Here is an 18,048-nt window from a genome sequence, read left to right as displayed (position 1 = left end):
GAAGGCAGAGGTGTATAATACAATTGAGGATTTGTGCCGTACAGCCGAGGAACGAAATCAACCGATGTGGATGGAGATTCTTGAGGATGAGATGCGTTGTACGGATAAATGTGAGGATGATGTCTGGAAAGAGCTGGAGAATCGATATGACATCATGAAAAATGGAACGACAGCGGCACTTGGTGAATCTGGAAAACGCCTCGGAAAACAATGATCACCGGTATGGCGGAGCGCCAGTTCAGCTATGCAGAAAACGGAAATAGTCTGTGTGGGGTGGGGATTAATAAAATGATGGCACGTGCCATTTCGTTAAGTGAGACGAATGCGGCGATGGGTAAGATTTGTGCGGCCCCGACTGCAGGCTCGTGCGGAATTCTTCCGGCTGTTCTGGTTACGATGGAAGAAGAGTGGAATCTATCTAAGAGAAAGATCCTGGAAGGACTTCTCATTGCTTCCGGAATTGGAGCGGTGGTAGTGAAAAATGCCACTGTTGCAGGAGCGGAAGGAGGATGTCAGGCAGAATGTGGAGTGGCGGCTGCTATGGCAGCTGCAGCCGTAGTGTATCTGGCAGGCGGAACCTGCAGACAGCAGGCAGCAGCGGTGTCATTGGCATTGATTAATGTGATGGGATTGGTCTGTGATCCGATTGCAGGATTAGTTCAGATACCATGTGCACAGAGAAATGCGTCTCAGGCGGTGAATGCCATTGTCAGTGCAGATTTGGCACTGGCAGATACGGTGTGTCCGGTTCCGGCAGATGAGGCAATTGAGGCTATGTACAGAGTAGGAAAGCAACTGCCAAGAGAACTTCGGGAAACTGCATTAGGAGGAATTGCGGAGTCTGAGACAGGAAAGAGAATTGCCGATGAAATAAGGAATCAATGAGTAGTTTAGTAAAAGACAGGGTATTAAAGCGAATTTTAATGGTTGGAACGGGAGGCACGATTGCCTGTAAAAGCAGTGAGGATGGGCTCAAGCCCCTTCTTACATCGGAAGAACTGCTTAGGTATGTTCCGGATACAAAAGAGTTTTGTAAGGTGGATTCGCTGCAGGTGATTAATATTGACAGTACGAATATGCAGCCGCGTTACTGGCTGATGATTGCAGAGACCATTGAAAAACACTATGAAGATTATGATGGATTTGTGGTCTGCCATGGAACCGATACCATGGCTTATACGGCGGCAGCGCTTTCTTATCTGGTGCAGAATTCGAGAAAACCTATCGTTGTGACCGGCGCACAGAAGCCGATTGATTTGGAAATCACCGATGCCAGAGCAAATCTTTCAGACAGTCTGCGGTTCGCCAGCTGCGATAAGGCATATGGTGTAACGATTGTCTTTGACGGCAAGGTGATTGCCGGAACCAGAGGAAAAAAAGAAAAAACGAAGAGCTACAATGCCTTTTCCAGTATCAATTTCCCTTATATTGCAGCCATCCTAGATGGGCATATTATTTTCTATCTGGATGATAAAGAGCAGATGAAAGAACCGGTGAGGTTTTATCATTCATTGAATTCGAAAGTGGGCCTTTTGAAGCTGATACCGGCCATGGATTCCGGCGTGCTGGATTACATGGCAGAACACTGTGATGCGGTGATTTTGGAGTCCTTCGGTGTCGGAGGCATTCCAACTTACGATTCGGGTGATTTTCATAAATCCATTGAGGATCTGGTGCGGACCGGAAAAACAGTTGTCATGACACCCAGGTAACCAATGAGGGCAGCAATATGTCAGTCTACGAGGTGGGAAAAAGCATTAAAAAGGAATTTGACCTCTTGGAGGCCTATGATATGACGCTGGAAGCGGTTGTGACAAAATTAATGTGGATTCTGGGACAAACCAGTGATCCGGAAGAAATACGGGAGATGTTTTATAAAACCATTAACCGGGATATGCTTTTTACTTGTGCGGTGCATGATTAAAGGATATAGAAAAAACACTTCGGACAGTTTTTTGGGAGACTATCCGGAGTGATTTTTTTGCCATTATATAGATAATGTCTATGATAGAAATGGTAATTTTTTGTAAATTGTCATTGACGATCCAGCCGCCGCGCGATACAATCAACCGCGAAAGGCGGTAATGGTATGGTACAGAAAGTGATTCGGGATCGCCTGGATGCGATCCTTCATTGGAATATATCCCTGGTCGGGGGATTTCTCGGAGCCTATGCGATTTTGCTTCATGCCGGAAACTTTGGCTCTGCTCAGACAGGCAACCTGATGGAGATGGGAGCGGAACTGGTATCGATGGAATGGTTTAACGTCCTTCTGCGTCTGGCTGCGCTGGTGCTGTTTGGACTGGGCGTGGCATCCGCATATCTGCTCACGAACTTTACGAAAATAAACATGCGGAAACTTGCCCTCTGGGTGGATGCGGCTGCACTGGCACTGGCATCGATGCTGCCGCTTGAACCAGCGCTGGTCGGAATTTATCCGATTTTCTTTGCATCCGCATTTCAGTGGGGCGTCTATTCCGGTGCCGACGGATTTAACAGTGCGACGATCTTTATGACGAACAACTTCAAACAGTCGGTGCTTGGCTGGCTGCAGTACGGTCTGACAAAGGATAAGGAATTTAAGAGAAAAGCAATTCTTTATACCTATACGGTCATCAGCTTTTTCCTGGGCGTGGTACTCGGAGCGTGGGCGGTCGGTCAGTTCGGCATCTACAGCGCCTATGTAGGCTTTCTGCCATTGGCGGCTGCGAGAACCTTTATCGCGGTCGGTACGGCTCCGCTTGAAAGCGAGACTCCGGAGGAGACGGCAGTCGAGGCGGCAGAGGAGATGGAAGAAGCAGAGAAGCTGGAGAAGGAGCAGAAGCTGTAAAGTCTGTTCCCTGCAAGTTTTCTACAGGATGAGGGAAAGAAAAGCGGCAGGAAACAGGCTTCGGCGGGAACAGGATGCGGAAAAATGCAGGCGTTTAAGAACAGCAAACGTGAAGCAGTGGACAGATTTAATGCTGGTGATATTGCTGCTGTAGAAATTTTCCCAGTATTCCTACTCCCTGATATAGCGCCGCAGACATAATACATAAAAGAATAATACTCATCACAACCATATCCATCTGGAATACCTGTGAGCCGTAGATGATCAGATATCCGAGTCCCTGTTTGGCAGCGAGAAATTCACCGATGATGACGCCGACCAGGCAGAGACCGATGTTGACCTTCATGTTGGCGAGAATCAGCGGGATTGAGCCAGGCAGCAGGACTTTGGTTAAAATATGAATCCGGTTTCCTCCGAGGGACCGGATTAATTTGATCTGGTCGGGATCTATCGAGGAAAATCCGTTGTGGAGTGTCAGGATCGAGCCGAAGACAGCGACCGAGATGGAGGCAACGATGATCGTGCGGATGTTGCTCCCAAGCCAGACGATGAGAATCGGGGCGAGGGCGGATTTCGGCAGACTGTTGAGCATGACGAGATACGGCTCCAGAATCTCTGAAAGATTCCGGCTCGACCAGAGGAGAACCGCGCCGATCAGCCCGCAGAGGATGACCAGTGTAAAGCTGATCAGCGTTTCATAGAGCGTCACGCCGGTGTGGATGAGGATGCTTTTGTCCTGCATCATCCGCAGGAAACAGCGCACGGTGCGTGACGGGGAACTGAAAATAAACGCGTCGATGAGCCCCAGTCGGGCGCTCATTTCCCAGCATATTAAAAAGAAAACGAATAAGAAAATCCGGCAGAAGAGAACCAGACGGCGCCGATGGAGCTGGCGGCGGAGGTAGGCTTTCTGGGCGGTGGATTCTTTCTTACATTTCATACTTTTTGCCCTCCCCTTGCAGTGTCTTCCATAGTTCATTGAAATAAAGAGAAAAAGCCGGATCATTCCGGCGTTCCAGCGGTCGGTTAGCGGACAGCGGGAAGGTAACCGGCAGGATGCGGCAGATGGTTCCGGGGCGTTTAGTCAGAACCAGGATGCGGTCGGCGGCACTCACGGCTTCGGAGAGGTCGTGGGTGATCAGAATCGCTGTTTTGCGGCGCTCCCGGATGATGGTGCTGATATCGTCGCAGACGGTTAAGCGTGTCTGATAATCGAGCGCCGAAAATGGTTCGTCGAGAAGCAGAAGCTCCGGTTCTAGCGCCAGTGTCCGGATCAGGGCGGCGCGCTGGCGCATTCCACCGGATAGTTCGGAGGGGCGGGAATGCTCAAATTGTTCCAGTCCGTAGATTTTTAAGAGCCGGTGGAGGCGGTCTTCCGCGGCATGATCCATTTTTTTCTGAATTTCCAGCCCGAGGGCAGCATTCTGGATGATCGTCCTCCACTCGAAAAGCTGGTCGCTTTGCAGCATATAACCGATGCGGCACTGGCTTTTCGAGAGCGGAACCCCATTTATAAGAATGGAACCTTCTTCCGGCGGCAGGAGCCCGCTGATTAAGGAGAGCAGCGTGGATTTTCCACAGCCGGACGGTCCGACAATGGCGATAAATTCGCCGGTTTCTACCTGAAATGATATATCAGAAAGGGCTTTCGTCTCCCCGGATATCGTGTGGTAGGAGTAGGAAAGCCCGGAAACTTCCAGAATGGGCGGCATAAGCAAATACCTGGGTAACTGTGTATCAGTGGGACAGTTACGCTCCTTGAAACATTCTTACTTTAAAATATGCGGAAATGAAAGGCCGGGTTACTGTACACGGGTAGGCACTTTTGGAACCGAAAGTGCCGTAAGAAAACGTGGTGGCAGCAGGAATTTGCCGTATTGAAATGCGAAGCCACGGCAAATTCCGTTACTGGACACGTATGCGTGTACAGTAACAGCCGGGTTACTGTTCGCGCATACGTGCCTTGCATTGGTTGACCCGTGTGGAAAAGAGATGCTATAATAAAATATAGGTAATTGTGGAGAGAAAAGCGCTTATAGGCAGGATACAGGGGGTATTTATGATACGCAGATATACAGTGGCATTGATGCAGATGGATACGCAGAATGATAAAGGGAAAAATCTGGAGACGGCATGCGCCTGGATTGACGAGGCGGCGGCAAGGGGAGCGAAGCTTATTTGTTTCCCGGAGGTGATGAATCTGATCGGGAAAAATATCGGTGAAGGTGGCGGACGCGAGGAGATTCCAGGGTACACGACCGAGCGCCTCTGCGCGAAAGCGAAGGAACACGGCATCTATATTCACGGGGGCAGTATCACGCAGGCACTTCCGGGGGAAAAGCGATCGGCAAATACGAGTGTGCTGATTTCGCCGGAGGGGAAGATTCTGGCGACGTACAGCAAACTGCATATGTTTGACATCACGCTGGCGGACGGCACGCCGTACCGGGAGTCGGACCGGGTCAAACCGGGCGATTCGATTGTGACGGTGGAGACGGAGCTGGGCGTTTTTGGAATGTCGATCTGCTATGATGTGCGTTTTCCGGAGATTTACCGGCTCATGGCGCTTCGCGGGGCGCAGGTTATCTTTGTTCCAGCGAGCTTTACGATGCCGACGGGAAAGGATCACTGGGAGGTTCTTCTGCGGGCGCGGGCGATCGAGAACGGCTGTTACATCGTGGCACCGGGACAGATTGGACAGAAACCGGCGTATGCGGCATACGGCAACAGCCTGGTGGCAGATCCGTGGGGAACGGTGATTGCACGGTCAAAGGATGCACCGGGGATCACCTATGCGGAGATTGATTTAGATTATCTGGATAAGATACGGAAGCAGATTCCGTCGCTGGAAAACCGGCGGAGTGATTTGTATGAAGTGAGTGAGAAGAAGTAAGGCGTGAATATTTTCAGTCGGCAAAATGGCGTGTGGACGGAAATGAAAAACGGGTGTATTCGGGCAAATGGATAAAAAGGACAGAGAAAAATGGAGTCCAGGGGGGAAAACCATGGTAAAGGTGTTTCTGGTAGAGGATGAGGCGATCATCCGGCACGGTATACGGGATAATATTGACTGGGCGAGCCACGGATTTGAATTTGCGGGGGAGGCGGGCGACGGCGAGTACGCGTATCCGCTGATATTGAAGGCACAGCCGGATATTCTGGTAACGGATATCAAGATGCCGTTTATGGACGGGCTGGAGCTGAGCCGTCTGGTGAAAAAGGCGCTTCCGCGCACGCGGATCATCGTGCTCAGCGGCTATAATGAATTTGAATATGCAAAAGAGGCGATCAAGATAGGAATCAGCGATTATCTGCTAAAGCCGGTATCCTCGGCGGGACTCATCGATGCGTTGAAAAAGGCGGCGGACGAGATCCGGGAAGAGAGGGAAAAATCAAAGCTTCTGGAGAGGTATTTTGTCAGCTACGAAAAATATACGGAATTTCTGGACAAAACGGATTATAGCGGCGTTGACCGGAAGCTCATCAACGATTTTTTAAAGCTCGGCTCAGTCGAAGAGTGCAGTCCGTTTGTCGAGGAGTATTTTGCAGCGATCGGTGAACATAATTACAAATCGCTCTTGCTGCGTCAGTATATGACGATGGATATTTTTTACTGTGTGCAGGAGTTTTTGAAGAAATTGAAAGCGGAGCCGCCGGAGGTTCCGGAAAGTGCGGTTGACATAAAACGGGTTCCGAAGGTGATCGAGAGCGTGGAGATGACGAAAGCCTATCTGGTCGATGAGTTTACGGTTGCCCTGCAGGCGCGTGACCGGGCATCGAACGACCGTTATGGCAGCGTGATCCGGGATGCAAAGGAATATATCCGGGCAAATTTCAGCCAGAGCGACCTGTCGCTGAACCGGATTGCCGCGCATATTGGCGTCAGTCCGAGCTATTTCAGTTCGATTTTCAAGCAGGAGACGGGGCAGTCTTTTGTGGAGTATCTGACGCAGGTGCGGATGGAACGGGCATGTGAACTTTTGAAATGCACCTCCTACCGGACGTCTGAGATCGGGGAGCAGGTGGGATACAACGATTCACACTATTTCAGCGCGGCGTTCAAAAAAGCGATGGGGCAGTCGCCAAAAGAGTATAAGGCGAGCCAGACGCGGCAGGAGTAAGGAAGTTATGTACTCTCGGAGTCTTTCTGCACTTGCTTTTGTGGCTGATTTTCCGCCAGCTGCACCCGAATTTCATCAACGTACGTACCGCGTACGCCTCAGAAATTTGGGCACAACTGACAAAAAATCATCTCACAAAATCAAGCACAGAAAGATTCCGAAAGTACATAGGTGTTCAAAAAGGGAGGAAAGATATGGGAGTGGAGCAGGGGCAGATTGGAAAAACAGAAGGGATGGCAGAGGTAAACAAAAATCAGGATCCGGGCGCGGATTCATTATCCGCTGCCCGTCCATATCGCCCTCTTTCTCTCCGCGCCCGTCTGATCCTTCTCCTCTTCGTGATTGCCATTCCATTAACAGGCATGGCGCTCGGGTTCCAGAAGATGATCGCTTCCTATTCTGCTTCCTACGACGCGATTCTGGCAAATCTCAAGACGGCGAATGAGTACAACATAAAGTTTAAATCGGATATGGAGTATTCGATGTACCGTGTTATGATCGGGCTGATTGACGCGGAACAGTTCGAAAATGGAGATATTGTCGAGGGCGAGACGAAGTATGCGACGGTGGTCAAGAATCCCCACAGCCTGATTGCGTCGGCAAGACAGGCGTTCGGAACGACGATCGAGCGGGAACCGGGGTCGGACTGTGATATCAAGATAAGAGGTATCCTCTCCTGTCTGGATTCCCTGGAGCGGGCAGTGGATAAAATGATTGGAAATGCCGCCGCCGGTGGATATTACGATGAAAATGTCAATATCTGGGAGAATGACATCCAGGGTCTGTGCTCGATGATTCAGGATTACATCACGCAGTATACCTATTATGAGATGATCAACATGGAGCAGCTTCAGAAAGAGCTGAAGGTGCAGATGGCGGATCAGGTGCAGAGCTATCTGGCGCTTCTTCTGGTGGTGCTGGTGGTCGGTATGTTTCTGGCAGTCACGATCACGAAATCCATCACGGAACCGCTGCAGCAGTTACAGAGGACGGCAGAACAGCTCGGTCGCGGGAACCTGAATGCGAGGGCGAGAACGGGCGGATTGGAAGAGATCAACGTGCTGGCACGGGCGTTTAACCAGATGAGCGACCGCATCCGGCGGCTGCTTGATAAGACGAGGCAGGAGCAGAAGAACCTGCGGGAGCTGGAGCTGCGCCTCCACCAGGAGCAGATCAGTCCCCATTTCCTCTATAATACACTTGATTCGATCGTATGGATGGCAGAGGGCGGCAACAACCGCCAGGTCGTGGAGATGACGACGGATTTAAGCGACTTTTTTCGCACGGTTTTATCGGGCGGGCGCGATTTTATCACGATCGAGGAGGAAGAATCACACATCCGGAGCTATTTAAAGATTCAGAAGATCCGGTACGAGGACATTCTCGACTATTCGATCGAGATCGAGCCGTCCATCCGGCACCGGATTGTGCTGAAAATGCTGCTGCAGCCGCTGGTGGAAAATGCCCTCTACCACGGCATCAAAAATAAGCGCGGCGGCGGATGCATTGTGCTCCGCGGCTATGAGGATCGGAATGGGCTTGTCTTTGAGGTGGAGGACGATGGGATTGGCATGGATGAGGCGGAGCTTGCCGCCGTGCGCGCCAAGCTGACACTGGAGCCGGAAGAGGAACTTGCCCCCATCGGCAGCGGCGGATTTGGGTTACATAATGTGGTGCAGCGGATTCAGATGTATTATGGCGATCAGGCTGAGATCCTGGTTGAATCTGAAAAGAATATCGGCACCTGCTTTAAGGTTTATTTGGGAAATCAAAAAAAATCATAACTTTTTCGAAAAAAATTGTAATTTTTTAAAGACATACCCGGAAAAACACAGAAAACGACAAACATCGCAAAAAAATAATATACCTTTTTCCAAAGATGCCCCGTATCCATGATGCGGGGTACTTTGTTATAATAAATACGCAAAAACAAATATATTGGGTCTTATAAGGAGGAAACAGTATGAGAAAAAGATTAGTGTCCGCAGCTTTAGCAGCAGCAATGGCGTTATCCATGACCGCTTGTACAAGCAATCCGGCTGAGAAAGAGACGGAGGCAGCAGCTCCGGCTGATACAGAGGCAGCAGAAGAGGGCGAAGAGAAAGAAGCGGCAGCAGACGGCGATCTGATTACCGTAGGTTATGCACAGGTTGGTGCTGAGTCTGACTGGAGAACAGCCAACACCGAATCTTTCAAATCTACATTTACTGAGGAAAATGGTTACAAACTGATTTTCGACGATGCACAGCAGAAACAGGAAAATCAGATTAAGGCAATCCGTTCTTTCATCCAGCAGGGTGTTGACTACATCGTAGTTGCTCCGGTTGTTGAGACTGGCTGGGAGACCGTTCTGGAAGAAGCAAAAGAGGCTGGTATCCCGGTTATCCTTTCTGACCGTCAGATGCAGCTTTCTGATGACAGCCTGTATGAGGCATGGGTAGGCGGAAACTTCGTAAAAGAAGGCGAGACCTGCGGCGACTGGCTGGCTAAATATTTAGAGGATCAGGGACGCGGCGACGAAGAGATCAACATGGTTACCATTCAGGGTACCATCGGTGCATCCGCACAGGTTGGCCGTACGGAAGGTATGGACAACAAGCTGAAAGAGCACTCCAACTGGAAGATGCTTGACAGACAGTCTGGTGAGTTCACCCAGGCAAAAGGACAGGAAGTTATGGAGTCCTTCTTAAAGAGCTATGATGACATCGACGTTGTTATCTGTGAGAATGATAACGAGGCATTTGGTGCCATCGATGCTATCAAGGCAGCAGGCAAGACCTGTGGTCCGGACGGCGACATCATCGTTGTAAGTTTTGACTCTGTAAAGGCAGCTTTCGAGTCCATGATCGCTGGCGACTTAAACGCAACCTTCGAGTGCAACCCGCTTCATGGTCCGCGTGTAGCTGAAATCATCCAGAAACTGGAAAAAGGCGAAGAGGTTGAGAAGATTCAGTACGTAGACGAAGCATACTTCGATACAAGCATGGATCTGGAAGAAATCTTAAAGACAAGAGCTTACTAATTCGCTTTTGAATGGTATTTTTAAATGTTAATAATCGGACAGGCAATCGCTTTTGACCGTAAGTGAATGAGTGTCAGACCGGAGGTTTCGGCGGACGGCAGGCACTTGGCAATCAGGAGGCGCGGGGCTGGAGGCTTAGGTTTCCGTCCCTGCGCTTTCTTTTTCAAAAAATAAGGAGGCAAAGCTTTTATGGAAAAGGATTCCGTTCTTGAGATGAGGCATATTTATAAGACATTCCCGGGTGTAAAAGCTCTGCAGAATGTGGATTTTACCTTAAAAAAAGGCGAAATTCATGCCCTGATGGGGGAAAATGGCGCAGGAAAATCCACGCTGATCAAAGTCCTGACGGGTGTAGAGGAGTTTGAAACAGGGGAAATCATGATAGACGGCTGCGATCATGCGATCATCAACCGCAGCCCGCAGGAGGCACAGAACCGGGGCATCAGCACCGTGTATCAGGAAGTCAATCTCTGTCCGAACCTGACGGTTGCAGAGAATCTGTTTATCGGACGCGAACCGCGAAAAGGCGGATTGATTGACTGGAAAACAATGAATAAAAAGGCCAGCAAACTGCTGCAGGACCTTGACATACATGCAGATGTAACACAGACGATCGACAATTATTCGATTGCAATTCAGCAGATGATAGCGATCGCCCGTGCAGTCGATATGTCGGCAAAGGTATTGATTCTTGATGAGCCGACCTCCTCCCTCGATGATGGAGAGGTAGAAAAGCTCTTTAATCTGATGCGCCGCCTGAAATCCGAAGGCGTCGGCATCATATTCGTTACACATTTCCTGGAGCAGGTGTATGCAGTCTGCGATAAGATCACCGTTCTTCGGAATGGGCAGTTGGTAGGACAATTTACGACGGCGGAGCTTCCGAGAGTCCAGCTGGTTGCCAAGATGATGGGAAAGGATTTCGATGATCTGGCAGCGATCAAGGATTCCAAGAGTGAGGAGAAACACGGCGAAGCGGACATCGTCATCAAGGCGGTGGGACTCGGAAAGAAAGGATACATAAAGCCGTTTGATCTGGTGATTCACAAGGGTGAAGTCGTCGGATTTACCGGGCTTCTGGGTTCGGGACGTTCTGAGACGGTCCGTGTTCTCTATGGAGCGGAAAAGCCGGATGAGGGCGAGCTGAGCGTCAAGGGAAGACCGATCGCGGCGCGCCACCCGCTGATTTCGATGAATGCCGGCATGGCATATCTGCCGGAGGATCGGAAAAACGAGGGTATCATCGCGGATCTATCCGTGCGTGAGAACCTGATCATGGCACTTCAGGCAAAACGCGGTATGTTCCACCTGCTCAGCCGCAAGCAGCAGGAAGAATTTACCGATAAATACATTGATATGCTGCAGATTAAGACCGCCAGCCGTGAGACACCGATCAAATCACTCTCCGGCGGCAACCAGCAGAAGGTAATCATCGGACGCTGGCTTCTGACCAACCCGGATTTCCTGATTCTGGACGAGCCGACCCGTGGTATCGACGTCGGAACCAAGACAGAGATTCAGAAACTGGTCGTAAAACTGGCAGAACAGGGCATGGCAGTCGTGTTCATTTCTTCCGAGATCGAGGAGATGCTCCGTACCTGCGACCGCATGGTTGTTATGCGCGATGGTGCAAAGGTAGGAGAACTTTCCGAGGATGAGATGAACCAGTCCAACATCATGTCAACCATTGCAGGAGGACAGTAGCTATGAAAAATATGACGTTCAAAAAAATTACCTCGCAGAGGCTGTTTCTCCCGATTTTCTGCCTTGCGCTGGTATTGCTGGTAAATATCGTCACGACGCCGAACTTCTTCGCGATCGAGGTGCGGAACGGCGTTCTCTACGGATACTTAATCGATATCATCAACCGTGCGTCAGAGCTGGTGATTCTGGCAGTCGGCATGACGCTTGTCGTATCGTCCTCCGCTGGAACGGATATTTCCGTCGGCGCGATCATGGCGGTCAGTGCGGCAGTCTGCTGCAACCTCTTAACCGGCGGCGAGCGCGCAGCAACTGCATATGCCAATCCGCTGATTCTCGGCTTCCTGGCAGCGCTCATCGTCGGCGCGGCGATTGGCTGCTTCAACGGTTTTCTGGTTGCAAAGTTAAACATCCAGCCGATGGTAGCGACTCTTATCATGTTTACCGCCGGGCGCGGTATCGCCCAGCTGATCACGGATGGACAGATCACATACGTGCGCGTGGACAGCTACCGTACCCTGGGCGCTTCCCTTCCGGGATTCCCGGTTCCGACCCCGTTTATCGTGGCGGTCGTCGTTGTGGCGCTGACTTCATTACTCTTGAAGAAAACGGCACTGGGTATGTACATCCAGTCGGTCGGTATCAATAAACGTGCGTCCCAGCTCGTCGGCATCAAGTCGGTTATGATTATTTTCCTTACTTATGCGTACTGTGGACTCTGCTCCGGTCTTTCCGGTCTGATTGCTTCCAGCCGCATCTACTCGGCGGATGCGAATAACATCGGTCTTAATATGGAGCTGGATGCGATTCTGGCAGTTGCCATCGGCGGAAACTCCCTCGGCGGCGGTAAATTCTCGCTGGCAGGTTCCGTCATCGGCGCGTATACGATTCAGGCGCTGACGACCACCTTGTATGCGATGCACGTATCCTCGGATCAGGTTCCGGTTTACAAGGCGATCGTGGTTGTCATCATCGTAGCACTCCAGTCACCGGGATTCGCTAGATGGAGAAAATCTCTGGCACAGAAAAAAGAACTGGGCGCGGCAGGAAAGGAGGCGGCATAAATCATGAAAGAAAAGAAGAAATTAAATCAGAACACGTTCCTGCTTCTTGTCACGATCCTGCTGTTCTTCGTGATGTACGCGATCGGCTGCGTGCTCTTTAATGCACAGGGCTTTGCCAAGACACAGAATTTCTTAAACCTCTTTATTTCCAATGCGGGTCTGATTGTCATCGGTATCGGCATGACGATCGTCATGATCACCGGCGGTATCGATATCAGCGTCGGTTCCTTCGTGGCGATGGGCTGTATGATGTTGGCATGGATGATGGAAAAAGGCGGTATCGGTGCGGTTCCGGCGGTTCTCATCGTGCTGGTGACCGGGATTGTCTTCGGTCTGGTACAGGGATTTCTGGTTGCCTACATGGATATCCAGCCATTCATTGTTACCCTGGCGGGTATGTTCTTTGCCCGCGGCATGACTGCGATCATTTCCAAGGACATGATCAGTATTACGAATGAAACTTTCATGGCATGGGCGAAGATGAAACTTTATATTCCGTTCGGCGGCTATCTCAACAAAAAAGGCATGATGATTTATCCATATATCTATCCGACGGTTGTGATTGCGCTGGTTCTTCTGGTTCTGGCATTTATCATGCTGAAATATACGAAATTTGGACGCAGCATCTATGCGATCGGCGGCAACGAGCAGTCAGCGCTGATGATGGGCTTAAATGTGCGCCGGGTAAAACTAAAAGCCTATATCCTGGACGGTTTCCTTTGCGGCGTCGGCAGTGTCCTGTTCTGTCTGAATACGCTGGGCGGCTTCGTTGAGCAGGCAAAGGGCTTCGAGATGGATGCGATAGCTTCCTCTGTTATCGGCGGCACGCTCTTAACCGGCGGCGTCGGTAATGTATTCGGAACCCTGTTTGGCGTCCTTATCAAGGCGACGATCGAGGCATTTATCACTTTCCAGGGAACCCTTTCTTCCTGGTGGACCCGTATCACGATCGCGGCGCTTTTATGCTTCTTCATCGTGCTTCAGTCGATCCTTGCGATGGTAAAGAAGAAAAAGTAGAAATTCTCTTCCGGAGACAGACAAACCGGCATGAATGTCTGGTATGACAGCATCAAGATAGAACAGTCAAAATGACGGGAAATATCCATGCAAAGAGAGGGAAGACATCTGAAAAAAGTACAGTACATATCAGAAACAATATAAAGATGTATTTTTTTGATTCGACATAATTCGAGAGAAAATCAACAAACCTATACATGATGCATAAATATTTAGCGAAAACAGCCGCTTTAATTTATGCATCATTTGTATTTCGGATAAAAGAATGTCAAAATTAGACGTTAAATTTATAACAATATACAAAATAAAATACAACTTTATGAAAAAATGCTCTTGTATTTACTTGCGCAATTTGTCCTAGATTGTTATAATAAAATTACAAAAAGTTGTGAAAAGCAACAACGCAGTGCGGCTGGGGTGCCGCTTGCAAAGAAAATTTTATGGGAGGTAGTTAGAATGAAAAAAATGTTCAAACGTGCCGCTGCATCCATGACAGCAGCAGCGATGGCAGTGAGCATGACCGCATGCGGCGGCTCTGGAGCAGCAAATGCGACACAGGCAGCAGATGCTTCTGCAGCAGAAGGAAGCGAGGCAGCAGCTTCGACGATCGACAACAAAGACATCAAGATCGGTGTTTCCATCTGGTCCTCCACCGATGTACTTGGTTCCCAGTGTAAGCTGATCATCGACGAGGCAGCAAAGGCTCTGGCGTTCAGGTTCAGTATGTTGACCAGGGTCATGTGTCGGAGAAGGTTACCGCATCCGTAGAGCAGTTAGCAGCAGCAGGATGCCAGGGTATCATCATCTGCAACTCTTCTGATACAGAGATGACATCCGCTATTAAGACATGTAATGACAATAAAGTATATCTGGCACAGTTCTTCCGTGTTATCAGCCAGGAGAACAGCAAGGATATCTATGATTTAGCAACCGCATCACCATACTACATCGGCGCTGTTCATGAGAACGAGCCGGAGAACGGTGAAAAATTAGTTCAGATTCTTCTGGACAAGGGCGACAGAAACATCGGTCTGATCGGCTGGGAGCAGGGCGACGCTACCTGGCTTGGCAGATGGGAAGGCTACAAAGCTGGTGTTGAGAAATGGAACGCAGAGCATCCGGATGATCAGGCAAAACTGTCTGAGCCGCAGTACGCAGGTACTTCTTCTGAGGGTGGTTCCAAGGCAGCAGAGGCTCTGATGTCCGCAGATCCGACTCTGGATGCACTGATTCCGGCAGGCGGCGGCGGTGACCCGCTTCAGGGCGCTATCGCAGCAGTTGAGCGTGCAGGCAAGACTCAGGATATCGACATCGTTTCCACGGACTTCCTTCCGGATCTGGGCGAGAGACTTGAAAATGGTTCTATGGCCGGTGAGTCCGGTGGACATTACTGCGATCCGCTTATCGCTTTCATGATGGTTTACAACGCAATCAAGGGCAACTACACAGGTATCGAGGGTAACTTCGAGGATGTTCCGTTCCCGTATCTGTATGTATCTTCTCCGGACGACTACAAAGCATATGAGCAGTACTTCGTAGATCAGCTTCCATACACCGATGAGGAACTGGTAGCTATGTCCGAGCTTAGCCTGGATGACCTGAAAGCAACTGCAGCTGGTATCTCCATCGAGGATGCTGCACAGAGAGCAGGCAACTAATTAGTTCAGAAACTGATTCAAATTATAGAATTTTAAGAGGCTGAATGTAATAGAAAAGGCCGGTATCGCACGGCGCGATGCCGGTCTTTTCTTTAAAAGAAAAAAGAAACTGAGCAGTTATGAATGAGGTATAAAATATGGGTTCTTCTGTTGTTGAAACAACCGGAAAGAAAAAACTTTCGGGAACTGCCAAGGGTTATATCATCCTGGTGGGTTTGGTAGTGCTTTCCTGGGCGATTTTTAAAGCTCTGACGCCGGGCAATTTTGGTTCTCCGGCCAATATGCTGAGTTATTTTCAGGCCAGCCTGATCGCGACGGTTGGTGCTGTTGGTTTTTACTTTGTTATGGTTATGGGTATGTTCGATTTTTCCATCGGCGCGAACATCATGCTTTCAGCGATTGTAGGCTGTGTATTTGCCTCTCGTTTCGGCATGGGATATGCCGGTCTTATCATCGGCAGCGTGCTGACTGGTACGATTGTCGGACTTTTAAACGGTGTTTTTTATGTAAAACTCCGTATCCCGTCCATGATTGTAACGACGGGTCTGGCTCTTATCTATGAGTCGGTTGCCAACTACATCGCAGGCGGCGTGGAGCAGACGCTTCCGTCCAACCTCCGTGCATTCGGACAGATGCCCTGGAACATTATTCTGGCACTTCTGGCATGTGTGGCAGCTTACATTTTCTTAAATTATACAAAGATTGGGACTTATACATATGCGATCGGCAGCAACGAGTTCGTAGCGAAAAACATGGGTATCAATGTCAATAAGTACAAAGTGCTTGCATTTATTTTGAGCGGCGCATTTTTAGGTGTTATGGCTATTTTGACGATCAGCTATGGTTCCTCTATGGTAGCGGTAACCGGTATGGCGTCGATGAGCCGTAACTTCGTTCCGACGATGGGATGCTTCTTCGGTCTGGCATTTAAGAAATATGGTATGCCGCTGCAGGCGATTGTCATCGGAGAGTTCGTTATCAACATTATTTTCTTTGGTTTCATCGCGATGGGCGCACCGACAGCAATTCAGGACGTTATCACAGGTCTGGCACTGTTAATCATAATCACGCTGACCACAAAAGCGGAAAAAGGCGAGATTGTCAAGTAAATCGAGGGAGGAAATGCAATGAGCGAGGTAAGATTACAGGTAAAAAATCTTTGCAAGTCCTTCGGTATCACGAAGGCAGTTCAGAATGTGTCTTTTAATGTCAATAAAGGCGAGGTTCACGCGCTGATCGGAGAGAATGGTTCCGGTAAATCGACGCTGACCAACATGCTGACCGGCATCTACAGTATCGGAAGCGGTACCTTCATTCTGGATGGGAAAGAGATTCATCCGAAGAATCAGGTAGAAGCCAACAACGAGGGTGTTTCTATCATCGTACAGGAGTTAGGAACCTTGTCAGGACTTACAGTAGCGGAAAATATATTCCTGGGACACGAAGATCAGTTCGTACATATGGGAATTAAAAATACAAATGCCATGAATAAAAAGGCGACGGAGCTTCTGAAACAGTACGGCTTCGAGCGTATCAAGGCGGCAGACATTATCGACAACTACAATTTCGAGGACCGGAAGCTGGTCGAGATCGTAAAGGCGACCTACTTCAATCCGAAGATTGTTGTCATTGATGAGACGACCACGGCACTTTCCCAGGAAGGCCGTGAAGAACTTTACAAACACATGAACCGCATCCGTGAGAGCGGCAACACAGTCATCTTTATCTCCCATGACCTTCCGGAGATTCTGGAGAAGTCAGATACCATCACGATCCTGCGCGACGGCGTTTACATTGATACCGTCAAGAGCAAGGATGTGACCGAGGACGATCTGAAACGTCTGATGGTAGGCCGTGAGGTAACAGGTGATTATTACCGTGCAGATTACGGTGAGAAAGTATCAGATGAAGTCGTTCTTTCTGTTAAGAACGTGACGGTTCCGGGACTCATCGAGGATGTCAGTTTTGAACTTCACAAGGGCGAGATCCTTGGCTTTGGCGGTCTGTCTGAGTCCGGTATGCATGAGATCGGCAAAGCAATCTTTGGCGCATCCTATGACAGAACCGGTACGGTAGAGCTGGCAGACGGAACGCAGATTAACGATATCCCGAGCGCGATCAAGCACAGCATCGCGTATACATCGAAGGATCGTGATAATGAGTCGGTCGTTTTAAACCAGAGCATTGGCGACAACATCTGCCTGCCGTCCCTGGATTCGCTGGCAAACAAGATTCACCTGTTGAGCGATAAGAAATTAAGAGAATTTTCCAACCAGTTTGCAAAACAGATGTCCGTTAAGATGGTAAACGTAAACCAGTTCGTTTCGGAGCTTTCTGGTGGTAATAAGCAGAAGGTCGTTCTGGCAAGATGGATTGGAAAAGATTCCGATATTGTCGTTCTCGACAGTCCGACCCGTGGTATTGATATTAAGGTTAAACAGGACATTTACCAGTTAATGAACCAGATGAGAAAGAATGGAAAATCGATTATCATGATTTCCGAGGAGCTGATGGAGCTGATTGGTATGTGCGACCGCATCATTATCATGAAGGACGGCAAGATCAGCGGTGAGCTGGAACGTGATGAGGCGATGGATGAGAACAGCCTGATCACGATGATGGTATAAGGAGGATG

General features: G+C 49.5%; 16 protein-coding genes and 1 pseudogene. 15 read left to right on the top strand and 2 right to left on the bottom strand.

The window, feature by feature from the left end; translation table 11 throughout:
- Positions 1 to 10 precede the first annotated feature (10 nt).
- The 4 genes and pseudogenes from DW085_RS05290 (at position 11) to DW085_RS05275 (ending at position 2,830) form a co-directional block, all read left to right on the top strand.
- Complete coding sequence (locus tag DW085_RS05290; RefSeq protein ID WP_147353926.1) at positions 11 to 214, top strand: hypothetical protein; 204 nt, start codon at positions 11 to 13, stop codon at positions 212 to 214.
- Positions 211 to 885: an L-serine ammonia-lyase, iron-sulfur-dependent, subunit alpha gene (sdaAA, locus tag DW085_RS05285; protein WP_118491671.1), complete on the top strand. Its 675-nt coding sequence runs from the start codon at positions 211 to 213 to the stop codon at positions 883 to 885. The genes DW085_RS05290 and sdaAA overlap by 4 nt, the downstream gene beginning before the upstream one ends.
- A pseudogene (locus tag DW085_RS05280) lies at positions 882 to 1,924 on the top strand (asparaginase). The gene sdaAA and the pseudogene DW085_RS05280 overlap by 4 nt, the downstream one beginning before the upstream one ends.
- Before the next feature lie 165 nt (positions 1,925 to 2,089).
- Positions 2,090 to 2,830 carry a YoaK family protein gene (locus DW085_RS05275; protein ID WP_118468308.1) on the top strand — a complete coding sequence of 247 codons (741 nt, stop codon included), beginning with the start codon at positions 2,090 to 2,092 and terminating at the stop codon, positions 2,828 to 2,830.
- A 127-nt stretch (positions 2,831 to 2,957) separates the two neighbouring features.
- Here the strand turns inward: DW085_RS05275 and DW085_RS05270 are convergent, their stop codons facing one another.
- Positions 2,958 to 3,770 carry an ABC transporter permease gene (locus tag DW085_RS05270; RefSeq protein WP_118491669.1) on the bottom strand — a complete coding sequence of 271 codons (813 nt, stop codon included), beginning with the start codon at positions 3,768 to 3,770 and terminating at the stop codon, positions 2,958 to 2,960.
- On the bottom strand, positions 3,760 to 4,542 hold the full coding sequence (locus DW085_RS05265) for an ABC transporter ATP-binding protein (protein ID WP_118491667.1): 783 nt from the start codon (positions 4,540 to 4,542) through the stop codon (positions 3,760 to 3,762). The genes DW085_RS05270 and DW085_RS05265 overlap by 11 nt, the downstream gene beginning before the upstream one ends.
- Before the next feature lie 347 nt (positions 4,543 to 4,889).
- On the opposite strand from DW085_RS05265, the gene DW085_RS05260 reads away from it, so the two are divergent.
- The 11 genes from DW085_RS05260 (at position 4,890) to DW085_RS05215 (ending at position 18,040) form a co-directional block, all read left to right on the top strand.
- Positions 4,890 to 5,723, top strand: a complete 834-nt coding sequence (locus DW085_RS05260) for a carbon-nitrogen hydrolase family protein (protein ID WP_118491665.1) — start codon at positions 4,890 to 4,892, stop codon at positions 5,721 to 5,723.
- 112 nt (positions 5,724 to 5,835) lie between these two features.
- Positions 5,836 to 6,951 carry a helix-turn-helix domain-containing protein gene (locus DW085_RS05255; RefSeq protein ID WP_118491663.1) on the top strand — a complete coding sequence of 372 codons (1,116 nt, stop codon included), beginning with the start codon at positions 5,836 to 5,838 and terminating at the stop codon, positions 6,949 to 6,951.
- A gap of 194 nt (positions 6,952 to 7,145) precedes the next feature.
- The gene (locus DW085_RS05250) at positions 7,146 to 8,735 is read left to right on the top strand and encodes a sensor histidine kinase (RefSeq protein ID WP_118481905.1); all 1,590 of its coding nucleotides are present in this window, start codon (positions 7,146 to 7,148) and stop codon (positions 8,733 to 8,735) included.
- A 179-nt stretch (positions 8,736 to 8,914) separates the two neighbouring features.
- On the top strand, positions 8,915 to 9,973 hold the full coding sequence (locus tag DW085_RS05245; RefSeq protein ID WP_117796237.1) for an ABC transporter substrate-binding protein: 1,059 nt from the start codon (positions 8,915 to 8,917) through the stop codon (positions 9,971 to 9,973).
- Between the two features lie 189 nt (positions 9,974 to 10,162).
- A complete protein-coding gene (locus DW085_RS05240) occupies positions 10,163 to 11,677 on the top strand; it encodes a sugar ABC transporter ATP-binding protein (protein ID WP_118472224.1) in 1,515 nt (504 codons plus the stop codon).
- A gap of 2 nt (positions 11,678 to 11,679) precedes the next feature.
- Positions 11,680 to 12,738 carry an ABC transporter permease gene (locus DW085_RS05235; RefSeq protein ID WP_118472223.1) on the top strand — a complete coding sequence of 353 codons (1,059 nt, stop codon included), beginning with the start codon at positions 11,680 to 11,682 and terminating at the stop codon, positions 12,736 to 12,738.
- Positions 12,739 to 12,741: 3 nt separating this feature from the next.
- Entirely contained in the window at positions 12,742 to 13,755 is a 1,014-nt protein-coding gene (locus DW085_RS05230) for a sugar ABC transporter permease YjfF (protein WP_117796234.1), read from the top strand.
- 456 nt (positions 13,756 to 14,211) lie between these two features.
- A complete protein-coding gene (locus tag DW085_RS20435; protein ID WP_347474984.1) occupies positions 14,212 to 14,523 on the top strand; it encodes a hypothetical protein in 312 nt (103 codons plus the stop codon).
- Positions 14,496 to 15,413, top strand: coding sequence for a substrate-binding domain-containing protein (locus DW085_RS05225; protein ID WP_243022553.1), 918 nt, complete (start codon positions 14,496 to 14,498; stop codon positions 15,411 to 15,413). The genes DW085_RS20435 and DW085_RS05225 overlap by 28 nt, the downstream gene beginning before the upstream one ends.
- A gap of 137 nt (positions 15,414 to 15,550) precedes the next feature.
- A complete protein-coding gene (locus DW085_RS05220; protein ID WP_107000588.1) occupies positions 15,551 to 16,522 on the top strand; it encodes an ABC transporter permease in 972 nt (323 codons plus the stop codon).
- A gap of 18 nt (positions 16,523 to 16,540) precedes the next feature.
- A complete protein-coding gene (locus tag DW085_RS05215; RefSeq protein ID WP_118472222.1) occupies positions 16,541 to 18,040 on the top strand; it encodes a sugar ABC transporter ATP-binding protein in 1,500 nt (499 codons plus the stop codon).
- Positions 18,041 to 18,048: the final 8 nt, after the last annotated feature.

Origin of the sequence: Clostridium sp. AF50-3 (assembly GCF_003477445.1) — a bacterium.
Classification (GTDB): Bacteria; Bacillota; Clostridia; order Lachnospirales; family Lachnospiraceae; genus Otoolea; species Otoolea fessa.
This window is presented reverse-complemented; position numbering and strand designations above follow the sequence as displayed.